General features: G+C 63.0%; 24 protein-coding genes. 18 read left to right on the forward strand and 6 right to left on the reverse strand.

Translation table 11 applies throughout. The features are described 5' to 3' along the window. Nucleotides 1-93 precede the first annotated feature (93 nt). Genes rpsF through dnaB form a run of 5 tightly spaced genes read left to right on the forward strand, consistent with a single transcriptional unit; the run spans nucleotide 94 to nucleotide 2,995 of the window. A complete protein-coding gene (gene rpsF / locus L0962_RS09870; protein WP_234086268.1) occupies nucleotides 94-465 on the forward strand; it encodes a 30S ribosomal protein S6 in 372 nt (123 codons plus the stop codon). 37 nt (nucleotides 466-502) lie between these two features. Next, nucleotides 503-817 (forward strand): primosomal replication protein N, encoded by a 315-nt coding sequence (gene priB / locus L0962_RS09875; RefSeq protein ID WP_234086269.1) that lies wholly within the window; start codon nucleotides 503-505, stop codon nucleotides 815-817. Beyond that, complete coding sequence (rpsR, locus tag L0962_RS09880; RefSeq protein WP_234086270.1) at nucleotides 789-1,064, forward strand: 30S ribosomal protein S18; 276 nt, start codon at nucleotides 789-791, stop codon at nucleotides 1,062-1,064. Before priB ends, rpsR begins: the two co-directional genes overlap by 29 nt. 18 nt (nucleotides 1,065-1,082) lie before the next feature. Further along, complete coding sequence (gene rplI / locus L0962_RS09885; protein WP_234086271.1) at nucleotides 1,083-1,529, forward strand: 50S ribosomal protein L9; 447 nt, start codon at nucleotides 1,083-1,085, stop codon at nucleotides 1,527-1,529. 59 nt (nucleotides 1,530-1,588) lie between these two features. Further along, a complete protein-coding gene (gene dnaB / locus L0962_RS09890; protein ID WP_234086272.1) occupies nucleotides 1,589-2,995 on the forward strand; it encodes a replicative DNA helicase in 1,407 nt (468 codons plus the stop codon). Between the two features lie 79 nt (nucleotides 2,996-3,074). Here dnaB and L0962_RS09895 read toward each other — a convergent pair whose 3' ends face one another. The 3 genes from L0962_RS09895 to L0962_RS09905 form a co-directional block, all read right to left on the reverse strand. Beyond that, nucleotides 3,075-4,346, reverse strand: coding sequence for a transglutaminase-like domain-containing protein (locus L0962_RS09895; RefSeq protein WP_234086273.1), 1,272 nt, complete (start codon nucleotides 4,344-4,346; stop codon nucleotides 3,075-3,077). A 74-nt stretch (nucleotides 4,347-4,420) separates the two neighbouring features. Further along, nucleotides 4,421-5,839, reverse strand: coding sequence for a PhoH family protein (locus L0962_RS09900; RefSeq protein ID WP_234086274.1), 1,419 nt, complete (start codon nucleotides 5,837-5,839; stop codon nucleotides 4,421-4,423). Nucleotides 5,840-5,864: 25 nt separating this feature from the next. Beyond that, nucleotides 5,865-6,320, reverse strand: a complete 456-nt coding sequence (locus L0962_RS09905) for a peroxiredoxin (protein WP_234086275.1) — start codon at nucleotides 6,318-6,320, stop codon at nucleotides 5,865-5,867. 78 nt (nucleotides 6,321-6,398) lie between these two features. Here L0962_RS09905 and L0962_RS09910 point away from each other — a divergent pair, with 78 nt between their 5' ends. Beyond that, nucleotides 6,399-8,540 (forward strand): ABC transporter substrate-binding protein, encoded by a 2,142-nt coding sequence (locus L0962_RS09910; RefSeq protein WP_234086276.1) that lies wholly within the window; start codon nucleotides 6,399-6,401, stop codon nucleotides 8,538-8,540. Nucleotides 8,541-8,567: 27 nt separating this feature from the next. On the opposite strand, the gene ubiG is transcribed toward L0962_RS09910, so the two are convergent. The 3 genes from ubiG to L0962_RS09925 form a co-directional block, all read right to left on the reverse strand. Then, entirely contained in the window at nucleotides 8,568-9,272 is a 705-nt protein-coding gene (ubiG, locus tag L0962_RS09915; protein ID WP_234086277.1) for a bifunctional 2-polyprenyl-6-hydroxyphenol methylase/3-demethylubiquinol 3-O-methyltransferase UbiG, read from the reverse strand. Between the two features lie 63 nt (nucleotides 9,273-9,335). Beyond that, nucleotides 9,336-9,998, reverse strand: coding sequence for an OmpA family protein (locus L0962_RS09920; RefSeq protein ID WP_234086278.1), 663 nt, complete (start codon nucleotides 9,996-9,998; stop codon nucleotides 9,336-9,338). A gap of 55 nt (nucleotides 9,999-10,053) precedes the next feature. Next, nucleotides 10,054-11,388, reverse strand: coding sequence for a TRZ/ATZ family hydrolase (locus tag L0962_RS09925; RefSeq protein WP_234086279.1), 1,335 nt, complete (start codon nucleotides 11,386-11,388; stop codon nucleotides 10,054-10,056). Between the two features lie 101 nt (nucleotides 11,389-11,489). Between L0962_RS09925 and gyrA the strand changes: the two genes are divergently transcribed. The 12 genes from gyrA (at nucleotide 11,490) to lapB (ending at nucleotide 25,793) form a co-directional block, all read left to right on the forward strand. Continuing rightward, complete coding sequence (gyrA, locus tag L0962_RS09930) at nucleotides 11,490-14,108, forward strand: DNA gyrase subunit A (RefSeq protein ID WP_234086280.1); 2,619 nt, start codon at nucleotides 11,490-11,492, stop codon at nucleotides 14,106-14,108. 1 nt (nucleotide 14,109) lies between these two features. Beyond that, a complete protein-coding gene (gene serC / locus L0962_RS09935; protein WP_234086281.1) occupies nucleotides 14,110-15,195 on the forward strand; it encodes a 3-phosphoserine/phosphohydroxythreonine transaminase in 1,086 nt (361 codons plus the stop codon). Between the two features lie 4 nt (nucleotides 15,196-15,199). Continuing rightward, entirely contained in the window at nucleotides 15,200-16,303 is a 1,104-nt protein-coding gene (gene pheA / locus L0962_RS09940) for a prephenate dehydratase (protein WP_234086282.1), read from the forward strand. 9 nt (nucleotides 16,304-16,312) lie between these two features. Beyond that, nucleotides 16,313-17,401, forward strand: a complete 1,089-nt coding sequence (hisC, locus tag L0962_RS09945; protein ID WP_234086283.1) for a histidinol-phosphate transaminase — start codon at nucleotides 16,313-16,315, stop codon at nucleotides 17,399-17,401. 12 nt (nucleotides 17,402-17,413) lie between these two features. Beyond that, on the forward strand, nucleotides 17,414-18,295 hold the full coding sequence (locus L0962_RS09950) for a prephenate dehydrogenase/arogenate dehydrogenase family protein (protein ID WP_234086919.1): 882 nt from the start codon (nucleotides 17,414-17,416) through the stop codon (nucleotides 18,293-18,295). Between the two features lie 2 nt (nucleotides 18,296-18,297). After that, nucleotides 18,298-19,131, forward strand: a complete 834-nt coding sequence (locus L0962_RS09955; RefSeq protein ID WP_234086284.1) for a DNA ligase — start codon at nucleotides 18,298-18,300, stop codon at nucleotides 19,129-19,131. A 49-nt stretch (nucleotides 19,132-19,180) separates the two neighbouring features. Next, nucleotides 19,181-20,236 (forward strand): dTDP-glucose 4,6-dehydratase, encoded by a 1,056-nt coding sequence (gene rfbB, locus L0962_RS09960; protein WP_234086285.1) that lies wholly within the window; start codon nucleotides 19,181-19,183, stop codon nucleotides 20,234-20,236. A 28-nt stretch (nucleotides 20,237-20,264) separates the two neighbouring features. Further along, nucleotides 20,265-22,193, forward strand: coding sequence for a bifunctional 3-phosphoshikimate 1-carboxyvinyltransferase/cytidylate kinase (locus L0962_RS09965; RefSeq protein ID WP_234086286.1), 1,929 nt, complete (start codon nucleotides 20,265-20,267; stop codon nucleotides 22,191-22,193). Between the two features lie 87 nt (nucleotides 22,194-22,280). After that, nucleotides 22,281-23,957: a 30S ribosomal protein S1 gene (gene rpsA, locus L0962_RS09970; RefSeq protein ID WP_234086287.1), complete on the forward strand. Its 1,677-nt coding sequence runs from the start codon at nucleotides 22,281-22,283 to the stop codon at nucleotides 23,955-23,957. Nucleotides 23,958-23,969: 12 nt separating this feature from the next. Next, entirely contained in the window at nucleotides 23,970-24,254 is a 285-nt protein-coding gene (locus L0962_RS09975) for an integration host factor subunit beta (RefSeq protein ID WP_234086288.1), read from the forward strand. Between the two features lie 82 nt (nucleotides 24,255-24,336). Next, the gene (locus L0962_RS09980) at nucleotides 24,337-24,621 is read left to right on the forward strand and encodes a lipopolysaccharide assembly LapA domain-containing protein (RefSeq protein ID WP_234086289.1); all 285 of its coding nucleotides are present in this window, start codon (nucleotides 24,337-24,339) and stop codon (nucleotides 24,619-24,621) included. Next, nucleotides 24,618-25,793 carry a lipopolysaccharide assembly protein LapB gene (gene lapB / locus L0962_RS09985; RefSeq protein WP_234086290.1) on the forward strand — a complete coding sequence of 392 codons (1,176 nt, stop codon included), beginning with the start codon at nucleotides 24,618-24,620 and terminating at the stop codon, nucleotides 25,791-25,793. Before L0962_RS09980 ends, lapB begins: the two co-directional genes overlap by 4 nt. Nucleotides 25,794-25,795: the final 2 nt, after the last annotated feature.

Genomic DNA, 25,795 nt, shown 5'->3' on the forward strand with positions numbered 1-25,795 from the left:
TTTTCTGCTGTGCAGTTCTGATATAATCGCGGGCTTTTCAACCTTGCCCTACCGCAAACGCATGGCGGAGGGTTCATCCCAAAAGGAGTTTGCATGCGCCATTATGAAATCGTCTTTATCGTCCACCCGGACCAAAGCGAACAAGTGCCCGGCATGGTCGAGCGTTACCGTTCGATCGTCACTGCCAAGGGTGGTGTCGTGCACCGTCTTGAAGACTGGGGCCGCCGCCAGCTGGCTTACCCGATCCAGAAGATTCACAAGGCACACTATGTGCTGATGAATATCGAATGCGATGGTGAGACGCTGAACGAACTTGAGCATTCCTTCAAGTTCAACGACGCCGTATTGCGCCATCTGACCGTCAAGATGAAGGCTGCCGTGACCGCCCCGTCGCCGATGATGAAGGAAGAGAAGTCCAAGTCTCTGCTTTCCGGCGAGGCTGAGTCCGCCGAGCAGGCCGCCTAATCGACGTTTCGCGGGATTTAGACTGAACAGCGTCCGGTTGTCGGGCCAACTGATCGAGCGCAAGAACCTGCGCTACACCCCGGCAGGGGTGGCGGTCAGTGAAGGCAGGCTGAAACATGAATCCGGGTTAATCGAGAATGGATTGCCCCGGTTGGTGGAAGTCGAGATAGCCGTGTTTGCGCTGGGAGATGCCGCACGCTGGCTGGAAGCCGCCCCACTGGGTAGCCGAGTAAGCGTCGAGGGATTTCTAGCCGCACGAGGCAGAAACAGTCGAACTCCCGTGATACACGCGAACACTATCGAATATTTGGAAGGAAACGAAAATGGCACGATTCTTCAAGAAGAAGACTGACGACAAGAAAAAGCGTCGCGGCAACAGCCTGTTCAAGCGCCGCAAGTTCTGCCGCTTCACCGCGGAGAAGGTTGAACAGATCGACTACAAGGACGTCGACGTCCTCAAGGAATACATCCAGGAAAACGCCAAGATCATGCCGGCTCGTCTGACCGGCACGAAGGCCGGCTACCAGCGCCAGCTGGGCGCTGCGATCAAGCGCGCCCGCTTCCTGGCCCTGCTGCCTTACACCGACAACCATCAGTAATTTCGAGGGAGACGAAACATGCAAATCATTCTGCTCGAGAAGGTTGTCAACCTGGGTAACCTGGGTGACGTGGTCAAGGTCAAGGACGGCTACGCCCGCAATTTCCTGATCCCGCAAAGGAAGGCAAAGCGCGCCACCCCGGCAGCTCTGGCCGAGTTCGAAACCCGTCGTGCCGAACTGGAAAAGGCGGCTGCCGAGAAATTGGCTGCTGCTCAGGGTGTTGCCGACAAGATGAACGGCCTGGCCGTCGCCGTGTCGCGCAAGGCCGGTATGGACGGTCGCCTGTTCGGCTCGGTTGGCAATGCCGATATCGCCGAAGCGCTGAAGGTTGCCGGCTTCGACATCGACAAGTCGGCTGTCCGTCTGCCGGAAGGTCCGTTCAAGGCAATTGGCGAGTTTCCGGTCGAAGTTGCCCTGCACACCGATGTGCTGGCCAACATCACGTTGTCCGTGGTTGCCGAGTAAGTCGCTTTCACTTACGCTTCAAGGCCTCGCAAATGCGGGGCCTTTTTCATTGTGATCTCATGAACCAACGCCCAGCCAAACCCAGAACGCCGGATGCCGCCATCGATCAGTTGCGGGTCCCGCCGCATTCGATCGAAGCCGAGCAGTCGGTGCTCGGCGGCCTGTTGCTTGATAATCAGGCTTGGGACCGCATGGGTGACCTGATCACCGACAGCGACTTTTACCGCGACGAGCATCGCCGCATCTTCCGGCAGATTCGCGGCTTGCTCGAGAAAGCCAAGCCGGCCGACGTCGTGACGGTGGCCGAAGCGCTCGATGCCGCGGGCGAGAGCGACCAGACCGGCGGTCTGGCCTATCTCGGTGAATTGGCCGCCAATACACCCTCGGCCGCCAATATCAAACGCTATGCGGAGATCGTGCGCGAACGCGCGGTGCTGCGGCAACTGGTTGCCACCGCCGACGAGATCGCGGCCGATGCACTCAATCCCCTTGGCCGCGATGCGGAAAGCCTGCTCGACGAAGCCGAATCGAAGATCTTCAAGATTGCCGAAGCCGGTGCCGGGCATACCGAGGGCTTCGTCCACATCAATCCTTTGCTGACCCAGGTCGTCGAGCGGATTCAGGAATTGCACGACCGCGACAACCCCTCCGACATTACCGGCGTACCGACCGGTTTTGCCGATCTGGACCAGAAGACCTCGGGTTTCCAGCCGGGAGATCTGATCATCGTTGCCGGACGCCCGTCGATGGGCAAGACGGCGTTTGCCCTGAACATTGCCGAGAACGTCGGCGTCGATACCGGCTTGCCGGTCGGCGTGTTTTCGATGGAAATGGGCGGCGCCCAGCTGGCCATGCGGATGCTGGCGTCGATCGGTCGCCTGAACTCGCAGAACCTGCGTACCGGCCGGATGTCCGACGATGAATGGTCGCGTTTGTCCTTCGCGCTGGGCAAGCTGCATGAAGCGCCGATCTATATCGACGAAACCGGCGGCCTGAGCCCGGCCAACCTGCGTGCCCGGGCGCGTCGTCTGGCGCGTCAGTACGGTGGCAAGCTCGGCCTGCTGGTCATCGACTACATCCAGCTGATGTCCGGCAACAAGGCGGGAGAGAACCGGGCGACCGAGGTTTCTGAAATCTCCCGCTCGATCAAGTCACTGGCCAAGGAACTGCAGGTGCCGATCATTGCGCTGTCGCAGCTCTCGCGAAAGGTCGAGGAACGTACCGACAAGCGGCCGATGATGTCCGACTTGCGCGAATCCGGCGCCATCGAGCAGGATGCCGACGTGATCCTGATGATGTATCGCGACGAGTATTACAAGCCGGATTCGCCGGACAAGGGCATGGCCGAAGTGATCATCGGCAAGCAGCGTAACGGTCCGACCGGTACCGTCCGGCTGGCCTTCCTCGGCGAATTCACCCGCTTCGAGAATCTGGCCAGCGGCGGCTTCCAGGACGCCCGCGATTGACCTCGGGCGTTGCTGCCATCATTCCCGTTGTTGCGGTCGACGGCAGATTTCTGCGTTTTTTGCCGGTCGACCGCAAGATTTAGAGTTCGACCTGTCTGGCGCTGATGGTGTAGGGCGTGGTGGCCGGGTTTTCGTCGCTGAGCAACTGGTTGCCCTGGGTCATCCTGGGGTGCAGCAGGAAGGGCAGGACGCCGTTATGGTCCGGCAGACGCACATCGTTGCCGATGTTTAGGGCGATCCAGTTCATTTCCCAGACGCCGAACAGCACCCGTTTCAGCGAAATCAGGCGGCTGTCGGTGTCCGATAGCACCTCGCGCGACATGGCGCGCCGGACATCGCTGGGATCGACAGGAATCCACCCGTAACCGGGAATGTAGAACTCGGCCCGGACGTGCTGGGCGCGGGTGGCTTCGTCGCCACGCAGGCCGAGGCTCTGGAACAGCCGGGAGCGGCCGACGCGCAGCCCCTGGACCGTTCTGGCGGGAATGCCGATGCTGCGGCAAAGCGAGACGAACATTCCGTTGATGTCTGCCGAACGTCCGCCGTAGCGGCCGTTCATCAGTTGCTTGTTGATGTCGCCGGTGCCACAGCCGGGAAGGGTCGGATCATAGATGCTGTTCTCGACGACCCAGTCGTAGATGGCCTTTGCCTGGGCAACCGGATCCTTGATCCGGCCGACGATGCGTTCACCCAATTGGCGGGACAGGCCTTCGTTCGGGATGTGGCGGGAAGATTGCAGGTAACGGCGCAAAATGTCGTCGCGCTCCGGTGCGACCGTGCGACGGGTAACGTCGAAATGTCGGTCGGCGGTGGTCACGTGCGTCGTCAGGCGCAGGCTGGCATCGTCTTCGGGGCGCCAGTCGCAGACAAGGATTTCCAGTTCGCCGTCGGGTTGCCTGCGCATCGCCGCGTTGAGCGGATTACCCTGCCAGGCGTGGCTCAAGGTGCGCTGGTACAGCGTGTCCTGAGCGAAGGGCAGGGGCAGCCACAGGCGTGTCCTGGCCTGGAGTGCCGCTTTCAGGTTGATCGTGGTGACGATTTCGAAGGTTCGCCAGTCGCTGGGCAGTTCGGGGGGTCTGACCGGCGGCAGGCGTGATGCCGATGTGCCTTCCGGCGGGTTGTCCACCACCGAGTTTTCGGCGGACTGGACGGCTGGCCGGTAGCTGGTGCCGCTACTGCGGGTCGCGGGTTTCTTTTTGCTGGTGGTGGCGGTGCTTTTCTTGCTCTTCGTCGCGGCAGGCTTGGCGGTGCTGCCCGCTTTTTTCTTGTTACTGGACGATTTTGCCGGTGCCGCAATGGCGTCAACCGTCAGCAAGGCCGCTGCCGCAGCCAGGAAATCTCTGCGTTTCAAACTCTTACTCCAGCGCACTCGGGTTCAAACGAAAAGGCCGTGTCGATGACACGGCCCCGTTATTTCTGCGGCAACTATAGCACGTCGGCGGCGTGGTCCGCGAGGCGCGAGCGCTCGCCTCTTTGTAACGTGATGTGACCGGAATGCGTCCATCCCTTGAAGCGGTCGACCACATAAGTCAGGCCGGAACTGCCTTCGGTCAGGTAGGGTGTGTCGATCTGTGCGATGTTCCCCAGGCAGATCACCTTGGTACCCGGGCCGGCCCGGGTGACCAGCGTTTTCATCTGCTTCGGCGTCAGGTTCTGCGCCTCGTCGATGATCAGGTATTTCTTCAGGAAAGTACGGCCACGCATGAAGTTCAGCGACTTGACCTTGATCTTCGAACGGATCAGGTCGTTGGTTGCCGCCTTGCCCCAGTCGCCGCCGTAGGGGCTGTTTTCCTCGGTGTGCGTGAGGACCTCCAGGTTGTCTTCCAGGGCCCCCATCCATGGCGCCATCTTCTCTTCCTCGCTGCCGGGCAGGAAACCGATGTCCTCGCCGACCGGCACGGTGACGCGGGTCATGATGATCTCGGCGAACTGCTTGCTCTCCAGCGTCTGGGTCAGACCGGCGGCCAGCGTCAGCAGCGTCTTGCCGGTGCCGGCCTGGCCGAGCAGGGTGACGAAATCGATGTCCGGATTCATCAGCAGATTGAGCGCGAAGTTCTGTTCGCGGTTGCGCGCGGTGATGCCCCAGACGGCATTCTTGGGGTGCGTGTAGTCGATCAGCGTCTCGAGCACCGCCGTCTTGCCGGCGGTTTCCTTGACGATTGCAGCAAAGCCGTCCTTTTCCAGCCAGACGAATTCATTGACCAGCAGCTGCGGACAGAGCGGGCCGGTGACCTTGTAATAGGTCTTCGAGTCCTTCTTCCACGATTCCATGCCCTTGCCGTGCTTGTCCCAGAAGTTCTCGGGCAGGGCGCGGGTACCGGCGTAGAGGATATCGGTATCCTCGAGCACCTTGTCGTTGAAGTAATCCTCGGCGAGCAGGTTCAACGCGCGCGACTTGATGCGCATGTTGATGTCCTTGGACACCAGGATGACCGGCCGTTTCGGGAATTTCTTCTGCAGATGGATGACCACCGACAGGATCTGGTTGTCCACTTTCGAGGTCGGCAGGCCCTGCGGCAGTTCGCCGCTGATCGCTTCCGTCTGCAGGAAAAGCCGGCCGCTGGCCAGCTTGTTCGACGGGCCGTACAGGGCGATGCCTTCCTCGATATCCACATCGTCGCCAGCCAGCATCTCGTCGAGCATGCGCGAGGCCTGGCGGGCGTTGCGGGCGATTTCCGACATGCCCTTCTTGTGGTTGTCGAGTTCTTCCAGCGTCATGATCGGCAGGAAGATGTCGTGTTCCTCGAAACGGTAAAGGCAGCTGGGGTCGTGCATCAGCACGTTGGTGTCGAGAACGAAGATCTTGGTCGGGACGGGCTTCTTGGCTGCGGGTTGGCGCGGCATGGAGGGGGCCTTTGGCGGAGTGGGATCAGAGGGACTTGACGAAATCGAGGACTTCCTGCGCATGGCCGGCCACCTTGAGGCCGCGCCATTCGCGACGCAGCACGCCGGCACGGTCGATGACGAAGGTCGAACGCTCGATGCCGCGGCAGGGTTTGCCGTACATCACCTTGTCCTTGATCGTGCCGAACAGTTTGCAGACGGCTTCGTCGGTATCGGCACCCAGTTCGAACGGGAAGGACTGCTTGGCCTTGAAGTTTTCGTGCGATTTCAGGCTGTCGCGAGAAATGCCCAGAACAACGGCGTCGACCGCAAGAAACTGTTCGTAAAGGTCGCGGAAGTTCTGGCCTTCGGTGGTGCAGCCGGGGGTGCTGTCCTTGGGGTAGAAGTAGATGACGACGATCCTGCCGCGTTGTTCGCTCAGCGTGAAGGTCTTGTCGCCGGTGCTGGGGAGGGAGAAATCGGGGACAGCGGTGTCGAGCATGGTTGCGTCCTGTTGTTGTCGTTGAGGCCATTGTGTTCGGACGGCACGGCGGCGGTCAAGCCTTGATACACTGCGGCCATGCGCAATTTCGTCGTCCTGCTCGCGTTGACCGCAATGCTCGCCGCCTGTGGCGAGGCCTGGAACAATCCCTATCCGTCGGCCGATGCCGGGCGCAACGTTCTTTACACCGCCTTTGTCGACCGCCCCAAGCATCTCGACCCGGCGCAGTCCTATACCGAGGACGAGGCGGTTTTCCATGCCCAGATCTACGAGCCGCCGCTGCAGTACCACTACCTGAAGCGCCCCTATACGCTGATACCGGCCACCTTGAGCGAAATGCCGCAGGTCCGCTTTGTCGACGCCGCCGGACGTCCGTTGGCGGAGAACGCGCCGGAGGCGGCAATCGCCGAGAGCATCTACGACCTGCAGTTGAAACCCGGCATCCGTTATCAGCCGCATCCGGCATTTGCGCTCGATACCGACGGTCGACCGCGCTATCTGGGCGAAAATGCCGCGGCGGGCCGGCAGACGATCGCCGACTTTCCGGAGACCGCGACGCGCGAATTGCACGCCGACGACTACATTTACCAGATCAAGCGCTTGGCCCATCCGCGTCTGCATTCGCCGATCTACGGCATGATGGCGGCCAAGATCGTCGGCCTGCAGGAACTCGGTGAGCGTTTGCGGGCCGACGCACGGCAACTGCCGGCCGACGCCTGGATCGACCTCGACGCTTACCCCTTGCGCGGCGTCGAGCGCATCGACGCCTACCATTGGCGAATTCGCATCAAGGGCAAGTACCCGCAGTTTGCCTACTGGCTGGCGATGCATTTCTTTGCCCCGGTGCCGCGCGAGGTCGACCGTTTCTTCGCCCAGCCCGGCATGCGCGAGAAGAACCTGACGCTGGACTGGTGGCCGGTCGGCACCGGTCCTTACATGCTGACCGAAAACGATCCGAACCGGCGCATGGTGTTGACCCGGAATCCCAACTTTCACGGCGAAAGCTACCCCTGCGAAGGCGATGCCGAGGATGCTGCGGCCGGGCTGCTGGCCGACTGCGGCAAGCCTCTGCCGCAGATCGACCGTGTCGTGTTCTCGCGCGAGAAGGAGGCGATTCCTTACTGGAACAAGTTCCTGCAAGGCTATTACGACGCTTCCGGCATTTCTTCCGACAGTTTCGATCAGGCGGTGCGCATCGGCGCCGATGGCGATGTCTCGCTGACCGACGACATGCGGGCGCGCGGCATCCGCTTGCTGACCTCGGTGCGTACGTCGACGTTCTACATGGGCTTCAACATGCTCGATCCTGTCGTCGGCGGGCTGGACGCGCGGTCGACGCGCTTGCGGCAGGCCATTTCCATCGCCATTGATCAGGAGGAGTTCATTTCCATTTTCCTGAACGGACGAGGAATCCCGGCACAAGGACCGCTGCCGCCCGGTATCTTCGGTTACGAAACCGGTGAAGCGGGAATCAACCCCAGTGTTTACGACTGGCTGGATGGCAAGCCGCAGCGCAAGTCGGTGGCGGTCGCCAGGCGTTTGATGGTCGAGGCCGGCTATCCGAACGGGCGGCACGAAAAAAGCGGTGAGCCGCTCGTCCTCAACCTCGATTCGACCGGTGGCGGGCCGGGCGAAAAGGCCCGGCTGGACTGGTTGACCCGGCAATTTGCCAAGATCGACATCCAGCTGGTTGTCCGACCGAGCGATTTCAATCGTTTCCAGGACAAGTTGCGCAAGGGCAACGTGCAGATGTACTACCTCGGCTGGAACGCCGATTATCCGGATCCGGAGAATTTTTTCTTCCTGCTGCATGGGCCGGAAGCGCGCGTTGCCTCGGGTGGCGAGAATTCGTCGAACTACGTCAATCCGGAATTCGACCGGCTGTTCGACACCATGAAATACATGGACAACACGCCGCGACGTCTGGCGCTTGTCCGTCGCATGAATGCCCTGCTGCAGCACGATGCGCCCTGGGTCTTCGGCTTCCACCAGAAGAGCTATACGCTCAGCCATCGCTGGGTGAGGAACCGCAAGCCGAATGACGTGGCCAACAATACGCTCAAGTATCAGCGCATCGACCCGGCCGACCGCGAGCAGGCGCGACGCCAGTGGAACACGCCGTCGCGCTGGCCCTTGCTGATCATCGCCGCGCTGGGATTGGCTGCGTTCCTGCCAGCCGTACTTGCCTACCGACGGCGGGAGCGCTCGGCCGGGCGGTGAGCCCGGCTTCAACAGACCGGCGGCCGGTCAGGCTTGCCGGATGGTCCGCATCAGGTAATTGACGCTGGTGTCGGCGCCCAGACTGTATGTCTTGCTGAAGGGGTTGTAGCTCATGCCGATCAGTTCGAGCGGTTCGAGCTGGCCCAGCTTGGCCCAGCGCGCCAGTTCGGATGGCTTGATGAACCTGGCGTAATCGTGCGTGCCCTTGGGCAGCATGCGCAGGATGTATTCAGCACCGAGTACCGCGAACAAATATGACTTGGGATTGCGGTTCAGGGTCGAGAAGAAGACCTGACCACCGGGTTTCACGAGGCGGGCGCAGGCGGTGATGGTGCTCGATGGGTTGGGCACGTGTTCAAGCATTTCGAGGCAGGTGACGACGTCGAAACTGCCCGGCATTTCGTCGGCCAGCTGTTCCGCGGCGATTTGTCGGTAATCGACTTGTCGACCGCTTTCCAGCAGGTGCAGACGGGCCACGCCCAATGGTTTTTCCGACAGGTCGATGCCGGTTACCGTCGCGCCGTAGTCGGCCATTCCTTCCGACAGCAGTCCGCCGCCGCAGCCGACGTCGAGTACACGCTTGCCGGCCAGACCGACATGACGGTCGATCCACGCCAGGCGCAATGGGTTGATGTCGTGCAGCGGTTTGAATTCGCTGTTCGGATCCCACCAACGGTGGGCAAGGTCGCCGAACTTCTGAAGTTCGGCCGGATCGGCGTTGAGTGTGCTCATGTTTCGGTCACGGAAATGAAAAAGCCCTGCCGAAGCAGGGCTTTGCATTGTAGCAGCGGCGTCTTACTTGGTGCCGATGACTTCGATGTCGACGCGACGATCCGGTTGGAGGCAGTCGATCAGGGCCTTGGTCTTGACGTTGCCCTTGCACTTGTCGCCGGTCACCGGCTGGGTCTTGCCCTTGCCTTCGGTGTAGACGCGGTTGGCTTCGATGCCCTTGGCAACCAGGTATTCCTTGACCGCGGCAGCGCGCTTCTCGGATAGCTTCTGGTTGTAGGCGGCACCGCCGATGCGGTCGGTGTGGCCGACGGCCAGGATCACTTCCAGCTTGATGGCGTTGGCCTTGGAGACCAGCTCGTCGAGCTTGGCCTTGCCTTCCGGACGCAGCACGGCCTTGTTGAAGTCGAACAGGGCATCGGCGGCGACGGTGATCTTCTCACCGGTCGGCTTCGGACCGGCGACGGCCGGAGCGGCCGTCGCAGCAGCGGCGGTCTTGGCTTCGCAGGCTTCCTTCGGCAGCAGGTCCTTGTCGCACTCGCAACCGGCCTTGTCGGCGGCGGCAGCGGCCGGGGTCCAGTAGCCGGTACGCCAGCACAGGCCGAAGCCCGACTTGGCGACGACGTCGCGCTGGTCAATCACATAGACGCGTTCCTGGGCGACGGCGGAGAAGCCGATGCCGGCAAGCAGCGCTACGGCCAGAGACTTCTTGACGATGTTTTGGATCATTGTTTTCCCTCGTTGAAGAAAATGTCAGCAAACTCGTACTCCGCAACCGGCAAACTCAGGATTGGCCGCGGAATTGGAGAGCATTCTGCCATAGGGTAATAGTCGCTTCCAGTTGCGGGAGCGAGTCATAGCGTAAATTTTTGTGGTGTACGCAACACTTTCCGGCAATCCAGACATCCGAGACATCCTCCCGGCCGGCGACGTATACCAGATGCGAAACCGGGTCGAAGCAGGGTGAGGCGTGAAGTGTGCCCAGATCCACTGCGCATAAATCGGCCTGCTTTCCGGGAGTGATGGAACCCAGGCGATGGCCCATGCCGAGCGCGATCGCGCCGTTCAGGGTAGCCATTCGGAGAGCCTCGCTGGCCGGTACGATGGCGGCGTTGCCGCTGCTGCCTTTGGCCAGCAGTGCGGCGAGGCGCATTTCCTGAAACAGGTCGAGCCGGTTGTTGCTGGCTGCGCCATCGGTACCCAGGCCGACATTGATGCCACGCTGTTGCATCGCCGCGACATCGGCCAGGCCGCTGGCCAGTTTCAGGTTCGACGTCGGGCAATGGGCGATCGAACAGTTCGCTTCAGCCAGCAGGCGTCGATCGGCATCATCGAGATGAACCGCGTGGACACCGATCAGCCCGGGGCCGAGCAGACCGAGATCGCGTAGTCGCGCGACGGGCCGGCGGCCATCCTGTTGCAGCGCGTCGCTGATTTCCTGGCGGGTTTCGTGCAGATGGCAGTGGATGGGCAAGCCCAGTTGTGCAGCCAGCATCGCGATGCGTTCGAAACTTGCGTCGGAAACGGTGTAAGGCGCATGCGGCGCCAGGCTGAAGCTGATCAACGGGTTGGTCAGCCAGCGCTCGCGAACGGCCAGACCCTTGTTCAGATAGTCATTGGCGTCGGCGGCGTAATTGGTCGGAAACTCCAGCGTGGTCACGCCGAGCACCGCGCGCATGCCGAACTCCGTCGCTGCCTGGGCGGCGGCATCCGGGAAGAAGTACATGTCGTTGAAGCAGGTGATGCCGCCACGCAGCATTTCGGCGCAGGCAAGGCGGGTGCCGTCGAGTACAAACTGGGCGGAGACATGCGCGGCTTCGGTTGGCCAGATGTGTTGCTGCAGCCATTCCATCAGCGGCAGGTCGTCGGCGATGCCGCGCATCAGTGTCATGGCGGCATGCGTGTGCAGATTGATCAAACCCGGAATCAGGAGGTGATTATCCAACTGCCGGTGTTCTGCCGCCGAGAAGCGGCTACGCGCCTCGCCGGCCGGCAGGACGGCGACGATCTTGTCGCGGTCGACGGCCACCGCATGGTTTTTCAGGACTTCGCCGGTGTCGACCGTGGCGATCCAGCGGGCTTCAATCAACAGGTCGATGGCTTGGGGAGTGTGTTGCATGGGAAACGGGCAGCGGCAGGCCAGGATCGGCGTGGTAAACTAACAAATTACGCGTGCTACAACCAAACCGGCGTGGGCCAGCCCTGCGCGGACAGAGAGACATGGATCAATTCGCCAAAGAAACCCTGCCGATCAGCCTCGAAGACGAGATGCGGCGTTCCTATCTCGATTACGCGATGAGCGTGATCGTCGGCCGGGCGCTGCCGGATGCGCGGGACGGCCTGAAGCCGGTGCATCGCCGCGTGCTTTATGCCATGCACGAGACGAACAACGTCTGGAACCGGCCTTTCGTCAAATGTGCCCGCGTCGTTGGCGAGGTCATGGGTAAATACCACCCGCACGGCGACTCGGCGATCTACGACACGCTGGTCCGGATGGCGCAGGATTTCTCGCTGCGCTACACTCTGGTCGATGGCCAGGGCAACTTCGGTTCCATCGACGGCGACAACGCCGCCGCCATGCGTTACACCGAATGCCGCCTGGACCGCATCGCTTCCGACCTGACCGCCGATATCGACAAGGAAACCGTCGATTTCGTGCCCAACTACGACGGCAAGGAACTGGAACCGTCGGTGCTGCCGACGCGCATTCCCAACCTGCTGATCAACGGTTCCGCCGGCATCGCCGTCGGCATGGCGACCAATATCCCGCCGCACAACCTCAACGAGGTGATCGCCGGCTGTCTGGCGCTGCTGGAGAATCCCGCCACCTCGATCGACGACCTGATCGACCTGATCCCGGCGCCGGACTTCCCGACGGCCGGCCTGATCTACGGCGTGATGGGGGTTCGCGAAGGTTACAAGACCGGTCGCGGTCGCGTCGTCATGCGTGCCCGCACGCATTTCGAGGACATCGGCCGCGGCGATCGTCAGGCGCTGATCGTCGACGAGATTCCCTACCAGGTTAACAAGAAGAGCCTGATCGAGAAGATCGCCGAGCTGGTCAACGACAAGAAGATCGAAGGCATTTCCGACATCCGTGACGAGTCCGACAAGTCGGGCATGCGCATCGTCATCGAGCTGAAGCGCGGCGAGGTCGGCGAGGTCATCCTCAACAACCTGTACAAGCAGACGCAGCTGCAGGACAGTTTCGGCATGAACATGGTGGCGCTGGTGGACAACCAGCCGCGCCTGCTCAACCTGAAGCAGATGCTCGAATGCTTCCTGTCGCATCGCCGCGAGGTGGTGACGCGGCGTACCGTCTTCGAATTGCGCAAGGCGCGCGAACGCGGCCACATCCTCGAAGGTCTGGCCGTCGCACTGTCCAACGTCGACGAGATCATCGCACTGATCAAGGCGGCGCCGACGCCGGCCGATGCCAAGGTCGGCCTGATGGCGCGCCAGTGGCGCAGCCCGGTGGTCGAGGAAATGCTGCAGCGTGCCGCCTCCGACGCGTCGCGGCCGGACGGTCTGTTGCCCGAATTCGGTCTGTCCGCACAAGGCTATCGTCTCTCCGATGCACAGGCCCAGGCCATTCTGGAACTGCGCCTGCAGCGCCTGACCGGCCTGGAGCAGGACAAGATCGTCGGCGAATACAAGGAAGTGATGGACAAGATCGTCGATCTGCTCGACATCCTGGCCCGTCCGGAACGCATCACCGCAATCATTGTCGACGAGCTGAAGGCGGTACGCGAGCAGTTCGGCGACGAACGTAAGTCCGAGATCGTGCTGCACACGCAGGAACTCGGCATCGAAGACCTGATCACGCCGCAGGACATGGTCGTCACCATGTCGCACGGCGGCTACGTCAAGGCGCAGCCGCTGGCCGACTATCGTGCCCAGCGCCGCGGCGGCCGCGGCAAGCAGGCGGCGGCGATCAAGGATGAGGATTTCATCGATCACCTGTTCGTCGCCAACACGCACGATTACATCCTGTGTTTCTCGAACCGTGGCCGTTGCTACTGGCTGAAGGTTTACGAAGCGCCGCAAGGCAGCCGCAACAGCCGCGGCAAGCCGATCGTCAACCTGTTCCCGCTCGAGCCGGGCGAGAAGATCAACGCCGTGCTGCCGGTCAAGGAATTCGCCGACGACAAGTTCATCTTCATGGCGACCCATACCGGTACGGTCAAGAAGACGCCGCTGTCCGACTTCTCCAACCCGCGCAAGGCCGGCATCATCGCCATCGACCTGCTGGACGACGACTACCTGATCGGCGTCGAACTGACCACCGGCCAGAGCGACATCGTGCTCGTCTCCAACGCCGGCAAGGCGGTCTGGTTCGACGAGGAAGACGTCCGCCCGATGGGCCGTGGCGCCCGTGGCGTGCGCGGCATGAAACTCCAGGAAGGGCAGACTGTCATCTCCTTGCTGGTTGCTGAAGACGATCAGCAGACGGTGCTGGTCGCCACCGAAAACGGCTTCGGCAAGCGCACCGTGCTTGCCGATTTCCGCCACTCCGGTCGCGGCACGCAGGGCGTCAAGGCGATTGCCGATTCCGAGCGCAACGGCGTCGTGGTCGGTGCCAAACTGGTCGGCGACGACGACGAGGTGATGCTGATCACCACCGGCGGCGTGCTGATCCGCACCCGCGTTTCGGAAATCCGCGGCATGGGCCGGGCAACGCAGGGCGTCACGCTGATTTCGCTCGACGAGGGCGAAAAGCTGGCCGGCCTCGAGAAGGTTGCCGAATCGGTAGTCGGCGCCGATGACGATGCGGCGGTCGACGCCGAAAATGCACCGGAAACGCCGTCGACCGCAGAAGGCACCGAAGGGGATAACTGAGATGGCCCGCCAGCATAATTTCAGCGCCGGTCCGGCTGCACTTCCCGAGGAAGTCCTGCGCCAGGCGCAGGAAGAAATGCTCGACTGGCAGGGCGCCGGTTGCAGCGTCATGGAGATGAGCCATCGCGGCAAGGAGTTCATGTCCATCCTCGAGCGGGCCGAAGCCGACCTGCGCGAGTTGATGGGGATTCCCGAGCCGTACCAGGTGCTCTTCCTGCAGGGCGGCGCGACGCAGCAGTTCGCCCAGATTCCGATGAACCTGCTGGCCGGCCGCTCGGCCGACTACATCGTCACCGGTTCGTGGTCGAAGAAGGCGGTCAAGGAAGCGCAGCGCATCGGCAACGTCCGCGTCGCCGCGAGCACCGAGGACAGCGGTTTCACCCGACTGCCGACGGCCGAGGAAATCAGGCTCGACCCGTTCGCTGCCTACCTGCACGTGTGCACCAACGAGACTATCCACGGCGTCGAGATTCCCGCCGAGCGGATCGCCGACACCGGTGTGCCGCTGGTTGCCGACATGTCGTCGCACATCCTGTCGCGGCCGGTCAATGTCGAGAAATTCGGCCTGATTTATGCCGGCGCGCAGAAGAATATTGGTCCCTCGGGCGTCACGCTGGTGATCGTTCATCGCGACCTGCTCGGCATGGCGCCGCTGACCATCCCGACGGTGATGGATTACGCGGTGATGGCCGAGAACGACTCGATGCTGAACACGCCGCCGACCTTCGGCATTTACATTGCCGGCCTGGTCTTCCAGTGGTTGAAGCAGCAGGGCGGCCTGGCCGGCATCGATGCGGTCAACGCCGAAAAGGCGCGGATTTTGTACGAGTGCATCGACCATTCCGGCGGTTTCTACACCAATCCAGTCGATCCCGACTGCCGTTCGCGCATGAACGTGCCCTTCGTGCTGGCCGATGCCGCGCTCGACGCGCCTTTCCTGGTCGCCGCCAAGGATGCCGGCATGCTTGGCCTGAAGGGGCACAAGTCGGTCGGCGGCATGCGCGCGTCGATCTACAATGCGGTGTCGCTGGGTTCGGTTCGTGCGCTGGTTGAATTCATGAACGATTTTGCCAAGAGGAACGGTTGACCGCATGAGCGAGCACCCGCAGAACGACTTGCAGAGCGCGTTGTCCGGCGTGCGCGCGGACATCGACCGGATCGACGGCGACATCCTGCGCCTGCTCAACGAACGCGCCCGCTGCGCGCAGAAGGTCGGCGAGATCAAGGCCGAATTCGGCGACGCCGGCTTCATCTACCGGCCGGAGCGCGAGGCGCAGGTGCTGCGCCGCCTGCAGGAACTCAACCCGGGTCCCCTGCCGAACGAGAACATCACCTTTTTCTTCCGCGAAGTGATGTCGGCCTGTCTGTCGCTCGAACAGCCGCTGTCCATCGCCTGCCTCGGGCCGCTCGGCTCCTTCACCTGCGCTGCCGCCACCAAGCATTTCGGCCATGCCGCGCGCTTGCTGCCGCAGGCCTCGATCGACGACGCCTTCCGCGAAGTCGAGTCGGGGCGCGCGCATTATGTCGTCGCACCGATCGAGAATTCGACCGAAGGCGCCGTCGGTCGCAGCATGGACATCCTGCTCGGCACGCCGCTGAAGATCTGCGGCGAGGTCGTGCTGCGCATCCATCAGAACCTGATGACGCGGGCGGCGACGCTCGGCGAGATCACCAAGGTCTATTCGCATGCCCAGTCGCTGGCGCAGTGTCACGAATGGCTCAACCGCAACCTGCCCGGCGTGCCGCGCGTGTCGGTGGCAAGCAACTCGCTGGCGGCGCAGATGGCGGCGGGCGAGCCGGGCGCGGCGGCGATTGCCGGGCGCGCGGCCAGCGAACAGACCGGCCTGCCGATGTTCGCCGAGAACATCGAGGACGAGCCGAACAACACCACGCGCTTCCTGATCCTCGGCAAGCACGACGCCGGTGTGACCGGGCGCGACAAGACCTCGCTGATCATGTCGGCGCCGAACCGCACCGGTGCCTTGCACGAACTGTTGCAGCCGCTGGCCGTAGCCGGCGTGTCGATGTGCCGGCTGGAATCGCGCCCGGCGAAGAATGCGTTGTGGGAATACGTGTTCTATGTCGATATCGAAGGCCACCGCAGCGAAGCGCCGATTGCCGCCGCACTCGACCGGCTGGCCGCCAATGCCGCCTACCTGAAGATTCTCGGCTCCTACCCGGTTGCCGTTTACTGAGGAATGTCCATGAGCCTCGCCGATCAGGCCCTCGCTTACGTCCGCGCCATCTCGCCCTACCAGCCGGGCAAGCCGATCACCGAACTGGCCCGCGAAACGGGGATTCCGGTCGACCGTATCGTCAAGCTGGCTTCCAACGAGAATCCGCTGGGCATGAGCCCCAAGGCGAAAGCGGCGGTGGCAGCGGCCATTGCCGGTGTCGAGCGCTACCCGGACCAGTTCGGCCTGATCGCCAAGATTGCCGAACGTTGCCGGGTCGACCGCAAGCAAGTGGTGCTCGGCAATGGCTCGAACGATCTGCTCGACCTGGTCGCCCGCGTCTTTCTGGCGCCGGGGCGGTCGGCGGTGTTTGCGCAATATGCCTTTGCCGTTTATCCGCTGGCCACGCTGTCGACCGGTGGCGAGCCGCTCCAGGTGCCGGCCAAGGATTTCGGCCACGATCTGGCGGCGATGCGTGCGGCGATCCGGCCGGACACCCGTGTCGTGTGGATTGCCAATCCGAACAACCCGACTGGCAATTTCCTGCCTTACCCGGAACTCCGGGCTTTCCTGGCCGACGTGCCGAAGGATGTGCTCGTCGTGCTCGACGAGGCCTACAACGAATACATTCCGCCCGCCGAACGCGTCGATACGGCGGCCTGGCTGGCCGATTTTCCGAACCTGGTGATCTGCCGGACCCTGTCGAAGATCTATGGTCTGGCCGGTCTGCGCATCGGTTACGCGCTGGCGTCGGACGAAGTCGCCGACCTGATGAATCGCGTCCGCCAGCCGTTCAACGTCAACAATCTGGCGCTGGCCGCGGCCGACGCGGCGCTCGACGATCATGAATTCCTGCAGGCCAGCCACGACCTGAACCGGCGCGGCCTGGCCCAGCTGGTCGAGGCTTTGGAAGGCCTCGGGCTCGAATACATTCCGTCCTACGGCAATTTCGTCGCTTTCCGCGTCGCCGATGCAGCCTCGGTCAATCGCAAGCTGCTCGAGCAGGGCGTCATCGTCCGGCCGATCGCCGGCTACGGTCTGCCCGACTGGCTGCGGGTGACGGTCGGTACGGCGGCCGAGAACGCCAGCTTCCTCGACGCACTGGCCAAGGCGCTGTAAGTGAGCGAAGCGATGGCCGCCCGCGAGCCCGAATTCGCCAAGGTCGTCGTTTTCGGCACCGGCCTGATCGGCGGTTCCTTTGCGCTTGGCCTGAAGCAGGCCGGGGCGGTCGAGGAAGTCGTCGGTTTCGGCCGCACGCCGGCGACGCTGCGCGCCGCGCAGCAACTCGGTGTGATCGACCGCGCCGGGATCAATCCGGCACATGAAATCGCCGATGCCGACATCGTGCTGGTCGCCACGCCGGTCGCCCAGATGCCGGAAATCTTCGCCCGCATTGCGCCCTATCTCGGGCCGAACACGTTGGTCACCGACGGCGGTTCGACCAAGGGCGACGTGGTTGCCGCGGCGCGTACGGCGTTCAAGGGACACATCGGCAAGTTCGTGCCGGCGCACCCGATCGCCGGCGCCGAGAACAGCGGCCCGTCGGCTGCGCGCTGGGACCTCTACTGGGGCAAGAAGGTCGTCGTCACGCCGCTGCCGGAAAACAACGACGAACGACTGGACCGCATCAAGCGCGCCTGGTCGCTGTGCGGCGCCGATATCTACGAACTGACGCCCGAACAGCACGACCGCGTGTTTGCCGCCGTCAGCCATCTGCCACACCTGCTGTCGTTCGCACTGGTGCACGATCTGGCGGTACGCGACGACGCCGATCTGTTCTTCACCTTTGCCGCGTCCGGTTTCCGGGATTTCACGCGGATCGCCGCCAGCCATCCGGAAATGTGGCGCGACATCTGTCTGGCCAACCGGCAGGCGCTGCTCGGCGAACTCGATAGCTATCGCGCCCAGCTGGCCGATCTGCACGATGCCTTGGCTGCCGGCGACGGTGCCCGGCTGGAGGCGGTCTTCGACATCGCCCGCCAGCGGCGGCGGGCCTGGGGCGGTCAGGACTGAGCATGTCCGGGCTGCGCGCGCTGCTGCTCTGGCTGGCGCTGACGTGGCCGATCTGCGTTTTCCCGGCGCCGCCCGAACTGCTGCTGGCCAATCTTTATCGCGACGGTCTCGATCCGGCGCATTACCTGGTCAGCGAAAAACTCGACGGTGTGCGCGCCTACTGGGATGGTCACCAACTACTGAGCCGTGCCGGCCATCCGATCGCCGCCCCGGCCTGGTTTGTCGCCGGCTTGCCGGGGCAGCCGCTGGACGGCGAACTGTGGATCGGCCGCGGTCAGTTCGAGCGACTGTCCGGCATCGTGCGCAAGGCGGAGCCGCTCGATGCCGACTGGCGCGACGTGCGCTACATGATCTTCGAACTGCCCGGCGCCGACGGCAGCTTCGCCGAACGGGCGCAGCGCATCGCGGCCCTGGTGCGTGCCGCCAACGTGCCGTGGTTGCGGGAAATTCCCCAGTTTGCTGCGGTCGACCGCAACAAACTGCAGAAAATGCTCGCCGACGTCCTGGCCGGCGGCGGCGAAGGCCTGATGCTGCACCGGGCCGATGCGCCTTACGAAACCGGGCGCAGCGATACCCTGCTCAAGCTCAAACCCTGGCTCGACGCCGAAGGCGTGGTCGTCGCGCATCTGCCGGGCAAGGGCAAATATGCGGGCATGCTTGGCGCGGTTCGGCTGCGGCTGCCGGACGGCCGCGAATTCAATCTGGGCACCGGTTTCAGCGATGACCAGCGGCGCGATCCGCCGCCGCTCGGTGCGACCGTGACCTACCGTTACCGCGAGCTGACTTCGCGCGGCCTGCCGCGGTTTGCCAGTTTTCTGCGGGTGCGCGACGAGTGAGCGGCGGCTGCGCTAAAATTGCCGGCTTTTCCCTGGCGGATTTTCCGACATGATCCTGGTCACCGGCGGCGCCGGCTTCATCGGCAGCAATTTTGTCCTCGACTGGCTGGCGCAGTGCGACGAGCCGGTCATCAACCTCGATGCGCTGACCTACGCCGGCAACCGGCAGAACTTGGCCACGGTCGACGGCGATGCGCGGCACATTTTCGTCCATGGCGACATCGGGGATTTCGAACTGCTCAGCAAGCTGCTGGCCGAGCACCGGCCGCGCGCGGTGGTCAATTTTGCCGCCGAATCGCACGTCGACCGCAGCATCCACGGGCCGGAAGACTTCATCCAGACCAACATCGTCGGCACCTTCCGGCTGCTCGAAGCGGTGCGCGCCTGGTACGGTCAACTGGACGAAACCGGGAAAAACGCCTTCCGTTTCCTGCACGTGTCGACCGACGAAGTTTACGGCTCGCTGACCAAGGACGACCCGGCCTTCCGGGAAACCAACCGCTACGAGCCAAACAGCCCGTACTCGGCGAGCAAGGCGGCCTCCGACCATCTGGTGCGCGCCTACCATCACACCTACGGCCTGCCGGTGCTGACCACCAATTGCTCGAACAACTACGGCCCCTATCATTTCCCGGAAAAGCTGATCCCGCTGGTCATCCACAACGCGCTGGCCGGCCAGCCGCTGCCGATCTACGGCGACGGCCAGCAGATCCGCGACTGGCTCTACGTCAAGGATCACTGCAGCGCCATCCGCCGCGTGCTCGAAGCCGGCCAACTGGGCGAAACCTACAACGTCGGCGGCTGGAACGAAAAGGCCAATCTGGACGTGGTGCACACGCTGTGCGCCATCCTCGACGAACTGAGCCCGCGTGCCGACGGCCAGTCGTACGGGACGCAGATCACCTTCGTGACCGACCGTCCGGGCCACGACCGGCGCTACGCGATCGACGCCACGAAGCTCGAACGCGAGCTGGGCTGGAAACCGGCCGAGACCTTCGAGACCGGCATCCGCAAGACGGTGCAGTGGTATCTCGACAACCAGGCCTGGGTACATGACGTGACCAGCGGTGCCTACCGCGACTGGATCGGTCGCCAGTACGCCTGAAACCCTACGAAACAGGAACTTCATCCGCATGACCTTTCTCGATCTTCCGCAACTGACCGGCGCTGCCGGTACCGTCCGTCTGCCCGGCTCGAAGAGCATTTCCAATCGCGTTTTGCTGCTCGCCGCGCTGGCCGACGGTGAGACCGAGGTGCGCGACCTGCTGGCGTCCGATGACACCGAGCGCATGCTCGAGGCGCTCAGGACGCTGGGTGTCGGCGTCACCTCCCTGGGCGGCGAAGCCTGGAGGATCGTCGGTTGCGGCGGTCGTTTCCCGGTCAGGCAGGCGGAACTCTTCCTCGGCAATGCCGGCACCGCCTTCCGGCCGCTCACCGCGGCGCTGGCGCTGGCTGGCGGCGACTATGTGCTGAAGGGCGTTGCTCGCATGCACGAGCGGCCGATCGGCGACCTGGTTGACGGCTTGCGCCAGCTCGGCGCCGACGTTACCTACCTCGGTAACGACGGTTATCCGCCGCTGCAGCTGAAGCCGGCGATGATCCGCCCGGACGGCGCGATCAAGGTGCGCGGCGACGTTTCCAGCCAGTTCCTGACCGGCCTGCTGATGGCGCTGCCGCTGACTGGCGAGACGGTCACGGTCGACGTCGTCGGCGAGCTGATTTCCAAGCCCTACATCGAGATCACGCTGGCGATCATGGCCCGCTTCGGCGTTGTCGTCGAGCGCGATGGCTGGCAGCGCTTCACCGTCAAGGCTGGCAGTCGCTACGTCTCGCCGGGCACGGTCTATGTCGAGGGCGATGCCTCGTCGGCGTCCTATTTCCTGGCGCTCGGCGCGATTGGTGGCGGGCCGGTACGTGTCGAAGGCGTCGGCGCCGATTCGATCCAGGGCGACGTCAAGTTTGCCGAAGCGCTGGTGCAGATGGGCGCGCTGATCGAAACCGGGCCGAACTGGATGGAAGCGCGTGCGCCGCAAGGCGGTCTGGTCGCGGTCGACCTCGATTGCAACCACATTCCCGATGCGGCGATGACGCTGGCCACGGCCGCGCTGTTCGCCAAGGGTACGACCACCTTGCGCAACATCGCCAGCTGGCGGGTCAAGGAAACCGACCGCATCGCGGCGATGGCGACCGAATTGCGCAAGCTCGGCGCGGTAGTCGAGGTGGGCGCGGATTTCATCAAGATCACGCCGTCGACCGTCAAACCCGCCGCCATCGATACCTACGACGACCACCGCATGGCGATGTGCTTCTCGCTGGCCGCCTTCGCGACGCCGTTGCGCATCAACGATCCGAATTGCGTGGCCAAGACCTTCCCGGATTATTTCACCCGTTTCGCCGCGGTGACCCGCGCCGCACCGGTGATCGCCATCGACGGCCCGTCGGCTTCCGGCAAGGGCACGGTGGCGGCGCGCGTTGCCGCGGCGCTTGGGTTTTCCTACCTCGATTCCGGCGCGCTTTACCGGCTGACGGCGCTCGCCGCGCAGCGGGCGAACGTTGCCTGGGACGACGAGCCGCGCGTCGCGGCAATCGCCGCCGGGCTGGATGTGGTCTTCACCGAGAACGACATCCGCTTGGCCGGCGTGCCGGTCGGCGATGCCATCCGCACCGAGGAAATCTCGGCCGGCGCCTCGAAAGTCGCGGCGCTGCCGGCCGTGCGCGAGGCCTTGCTGTTCCGTCAGCGCGTCTTCAACACCGCGCCCGGCCTGGTCGGCGACGGCCGCGACATGGGCTCGGTGATCTTCCCGCAGGCGGGTCTCAAGGTCTTCCTCACCGCCAGTGCCGAAGCACGCGCCGAGCGTCGCTATAAGCAGTTGATCGAAAAAGGTTTCTCTGCTAATCTCGCGGACCTTCTGTCAGACTTGCAACAACGCGATGCGCGCGATTCGCAGCGCAGCGTGGCGCCGCTCAGACAGGAGGCGGATGCAAAGCTGCTCGACACCACGCACCTCACCATCGAACAGGCGGTGAACCAGGTGCTGGCGTGGGTGGCGGAAGCGCCGTAGCAAGGCGTCGCCGGTTGGTGCCGGCGATGGTTTTCAACCTCAACCCGCTGTGGACCGCAAGGTTTGCGGCATGAAAGTCAGTCCGTAATGGAATCTTTTGCTCAACTTTTTGAAGAATCCCTGGCTCGCCAGGAAATGCGTCAAGGCGAAGTCATCACCGCTGAAGTGGTGGCCATCGATCACAATTTCGTCGTGGTCAATGCCGGCCTGAAATCGGAATCCTATGTTCCGCTCGAAGAATTCCTGAACGATCAGGGCGAGATCGAAGTCAAGGAAGGCGACTTCGTTCAAGTTGCCATCGAAATGCTGGAAGACGGCTACGGTGCCACCCGCTTGAGCCGCGACCGCGCCAAGCGCATCGCCGCCTGGAACTTCCTGGAACAGGCCCTGAACGACAACTCCCTGGTCACCGGCACCATCACCGGCAAGGTCAAGGGCGGCCTCACCGTCATGTCCAACGGCGTCCGTGCGTTCCTGCCGGGTTCGCTGGTCGACATGCGTCCGGTCAAGGACACCACGCCGTACGAAGGCAAGACCCTCGAATTCAAGGTCATCAAGCTGGACCGCAAGCGCAACAACGTTGTGATGTCCCGCCGTGCCGTGCTCGAAGCCACCGCTGACAAGGATCGCGAAAAGCTGCTCGAGAACCTCAAGGAAGGCACCACCGTCAAGGGTATCGTCAAGAACATCACCGACTACGGCGCATTCGTCGACCTGGGCGGCATCGATGGCCTGCTGCACATCACCGACCTGGCCTGGCGCCGTGTCCGTCACCCGTCCGAAGTGCTGGCCGTGGGCGACGAAGTTACCGCCAAGATCCTCAAGTTCGACGCCGAGAAGAACCGCGTCTCCCTGGGCATGAAGCAGCTGGGCGACGATCCGTGGGTCGGCATCGGCCGCCGCTACCCGGCCGGCACCCGCCTGTTCGGCAAGGTCACCAACCTGACCGACTACGGCGCATTCGTCGAGATCGAACAAGGCATCGAAGGTCTGGTGCACGTCTCCGAAATGGACTGGACCAACAAGAACGTTCATCCGTCCAAGGTCGTCCAGCTGGGCGACGAAGTCGAAGTCATGATCCTCGAGATCGACGAAGAGCGTCGCCGTATCTCGCTGGGCATGAAGCAGTGCCAGGCGAATCCGTGGGACGAGTTCGCGATGAACCAGAAGAAGGGCGACAAGGTTCGCGGTGCGATCAAGTCGATCACCGACTTCGGCATCTTCATCGGCCTGCCTGGCGGCATCGACGGCCTGGTTCACCTGTCCGACCTGTCCTGGTCCGCAACCGGCGAAGAAGCGATCCGCAACTTCAAGAAGGGCGACGAAGTCGAGGCAGTCGTGCTCGGCATCGACGTCGAGAAGGAGCGTATCTCCCTGGGCATCAAGCAGCTCGACGGTGATCCGTACGCCAACTTCATCGCCACGCACGAAAAGAACAGCATCGTGCGCGGTGTCGTGAAGACGGTTGACGCCCGTGGTGCCGTCGTGGCGCTGGAAGGCGACAACGAAGGCTATCTGCGTGCCTCCGAGTTCGCCCGCGACCGTATCGAGGACCTGAGCCAGCACCTGAAGGTGGGCGACGAAGTCGAAGCGATGATCATCAACGTCGATCGCAAGACCCGTGGCATCAACCTGTCGATCAAGGCGAAGGACCAGGCCGAACAGCACGAAGCGATGCAGAAGTTCTCTGCCGATTCGTCCGCTTCCGCCGGTACGACCAACCTGGGTGCGCTGCTCAAGGCCAAGCTGAACCAGCAAGGCTGATAGGCAGGCAACATGACCAAATCCGAGCTCATCGCCCGGCTGGCGGAGCGTTTTCCGCAGTTGGTGGCGAAGGACGCCGATTTCGCAGTCAAGATGATTCTCGATGCGATGTCCGAAGCGCTGGTGCGCGGGGACCGCATCGAGATCCGCGGATTCGGCAGCTTCGCGCTCAACTACAGGCCACCGCGCACCGGCCGTAACCCGAAATCCGGGGACAAGGTCAGTGTGCCGGCGAAGTGGGTTCCCCACTTCAAGGCCGGCAAGGAGTTGCGCGAACGGGTCGATCAGTCGATCTGACGCCGGGCTTGGACCGCGGACTTGTGCCGTGTGGTAGATTCGGGGCAGTGATAATTCACTGCCCCTTTTCATTGGTATCGTCATGACTGCTCTGACCTGGGCCATACGGCTGATCATTTTTGCCTTTCTGGTGGTCTTCGCCATCGGCAACACCGAAACCGTCACCCTGCATTTCCTGTTCGGCTATCTCTGGGATGCGCCGCTGGTCATCCTGCTGCTGGCCTTTTTCGCCGCAGGTGCCGTGCTTGGTGCCTTGTCGCTGCTTGGCGTGATCTTTCGCCTGCGTCGCGAAGTCGCCCGTCTCAAGCGCGCGCAGAATGCGCCGGTCGTCGTGCCGTCCGAGGTCGTGCAACCTCCCGTCTTATGAATGAATTTTTCGAATACTGGCAGTTGCTGCTGATCCCGGCCTTTTTCGGGCTGGGCTGGATGGCCGCACGGGTCGACATCCGTCAGGTTGTCCATGAATCGCGGGCTTTGCCGCGCTCCTATTTCCAGGGGCTCAATTTCCTGCTCAACGAACAGCCCGATAAGGCCATCGACTCCTTTCTCGAAGTCGCCCGCGTCGATTCGCAGACCGCCGAACTGCATTTTGCGCTGGGCAATCTGTTTCGCCGGCGCGGCGAGACCGAGCGGGCGATCCGCATGCACCAGAACCTGGTCGACATGCCGGACATCGAGGAGAAAGTGCGCCTGCAGGCACTCTTCGAACTCGGTCAGGATTTCCTGAAGGCCGGTCTGCTCGACCGCGCCGAGGAAATCTTCGAAAAATTGCTGTCGACCGCAGAATGGCGCGAGGAAGCCAAGCGCAATCTGCTGGAGATCTATCAAATGGGCAAGGAATGGCAGAAGGCCATCGACATTGCCCGCGAACTGCCGGACGCCGCTTCCGGCCGCGATGTGGCCGAGTATCACTGCGAACTGGCGGCCGGCGAGATCATGCGCTCGCGCGGCGATACGGCCCGGCGTCATCTGGAAGCGGCATTGCAGGAAAACCGCAAGTGCGTGCGGGCCAATCTGCTACTGGGCGATTTGCTGCTGCAGGAAGGCGATCCGGCGGCCGCGATCGAAGCCTGGCAGCGTATCGAACAGCAGGATCCGGGCTATCTGGCGCTGGTCGCGCAGCGCCTGCTGCAGGCTTATCGCAAGCTGGGCCGGACGGACGAGGGGGCGGCCCTGCTCAGTGCGTATCTCGAGCGCTATCCTTCGCTCGACCTGCTCGAGGTGGTCTACCAGTTGATTCTGGAACGGGATGGCAACGAAGTCGCCTATCACCTGGTGCGTGCCGAACTGCAGCGCAATCCGACGATGCTCGGCCTCGACCGGCTGATCAGCGCCCGTTTGCCGATGGCTTCGCCGGAAATGCGTCCCGACCTCGAGCTGGCCAGAACCATCGTGCAGGGCTACACCCGTCGCCTGGCCCGCTATCAGTGCAATAATTGCGGATTCAAGGCCCGCCAGTTCTACTGGCGCTGTCCGGCCTGCGGCGGTTGGGAAAGCACGCCGCCGCGGCGTAGCGAAGAATTCGATCAATCCATCTAGGG

Origin of the sequence: Azonexus sp. R2A61 (assembly GCF_021401135.1) — a bacterium.
GTDB lineage: Bacteria > Pseudomonadota > Gammaproteobacteria > Burkholderiales > Rhodocyclaceae > Azonexus.

What these genes read in the sequence shown, in the direction of transcription:
- L0962_RS09975 (WP_234086288.1), top strand. Translation starts at nt 23,970, where the DNA reads ATGACCAAATCCGAGCTCATCGCCCGGCTGGCGGAGCGTTTTCCGCAG.
- lapB (WP_234086290.1), top strand. Translation starts at nt 24,618, where the DNA reads ATGAATGAATTTTTCGAATACTGGCAGTTGCTGCTGATCCCGGCCTTT.
- L0962_RS09900 (WP_234086274.1), bottom strand. Translation starts at nt 5,839, where the DNA reads ATGCCGCGCCAACCCGCAGCCAAGAAGCCCGTCCCGACCAAGATCTTC.
- dnaB (WP_234086272.1), top strand. Translation starts at nt 1,589, where the DNA reads ATGAACCAACGCCCAGCCAAACCCAGAACGCCGGATGCCGCCATCGAT.
- rfbB (WP_234086285.1), top strand. Translation starts at nt 19,181, where the DNA reads ATGATCCTGGTCACCGGCGGCGCCGGCTTCATCGGCAGCAATTTTGTC.
- pheA (WP_234086282.1), top strand. Translation starts at nt 15,200, where the DNA reads ATGAGCGAGCACCCGCAGAACGACTTGCAGAGCGCGTTGTCCGGCGTG.
- L0962_RS09950 (WP_234086919.1), top strand. Translation starts at nt 17,414, where the DNA reads ATGGCCGCCCGCGAGCCCGAATTCGCCAAGGTCGTCGTTTTCGGCACC.
- hisC (WP_234086283.1), top strand. Translation starts at nt 16,313, where the DNA reads ATGAGCCTCGCCGATCAGGCCCTCGCTTACGTCCGCGCCATCTCGCCC.
- ubiG (WP_234086277.1), bottom strand. Translation starts at nt 9,272, where the DNA reads ATGAGCACACTCAACGCCGATCCGGCCGAACTTCAGAAGTTCGGCGAC.
- L0962_RS09980 (WP_234086289.1), top strand. Translation starts at nt 24,337, where the DNA reads ATGACTGCTCTGACCTGGGCCATACGGCTGATCATTTTTGCCTTTCTG.
- L0962_RS09920 (WP_234086278.1), bottom strand. Translation starts at nt 9,998, where the DNA reads ATGATCCAAAACATCGTCAAGAAGTCTCTGGCCGTAGCGCTGCTTGCC.
- L0962_RS09955 (WP_234086284.1), top strand. Translation starts at nt 18,298, where the DNA reads ATGTCCGGGCTGCGCGCGCTGCTGCTCTGGCTGGCGCTGACGTGGCCG.
- serC (WP_234086281.1), top strand. Translation starts at nt 14,110, where the DNA reads ATGGCCCGCCAGCATAATTTCAGCGCCGGTCCGGCTGCACTTCCCGAG.
- rpsA (WP_234086287.1), top strand. Translation starts at nt 22,281, where the DNA reads ATGGAATCTTTTGCTCAACTTTTTGAAGAATCCCTGGCTCGCCAGGAA.
- L0962_RS09965 (WP_234086286.1), top strand. Translation starts at nt 20,265, where the DNA reads ATGACCTTTCTCGATCTTCCGCAACTGACCGGCGCTGCCGGTACCGTC.
- rpsF (WP_234086268.1), top strand. Translation starts at nt 94, where the DNA reads ATGCGCCATTATGAAATCGTCTTTATCGTCCACCCGGACCAAAGCGAA.
- rpsR (WP_234086270.1), top strand. Translation starts at nt 789, where the DNA reads ATGGCACGATTCTTCAAGAAGAAGACTGACGACAAGAAAAAGCGTCGC.
- L0962_RS09925 (WP_234086279.1), bottom strand. Translation starts at nt 11,388, where the DNA reads ATGCAACACACTCCCCAAGCCATCGACCTGTTGATTGAAGCCCGCTGG.
- gyrA (WP_234086280.1), top strand. Translation starts at nt 11,490, where the DNA reads ATGGATCAATTCGCCAAAGAAACCCTGCCGATCAGCCTCGAAGACGAG.
- L0962_RS09905 (WP_234086275.1), bottom strand. Translation starts at nt 6,320, where the DNA reads ATGCTCGACACCGCTGTCCCCGATTTCTCCCTCCCCAGCACCGGCGAC.
- L0962_RS09910 (WP_234086276.1), top strand. Translation starts at nt 6,399, where the DNA reads ATGCGCAATTTCGTCGTCCTGCTCGCGTTGACCGCAATGCTCGCCGCC.
- rplI (WP_234086271.1), top strand. Translation starts at nt 1,083, where the DNA reads ATGCAAATCATTCTGCTCGAGAAGGTTGTCAACCTGGGTAACCTGGGT.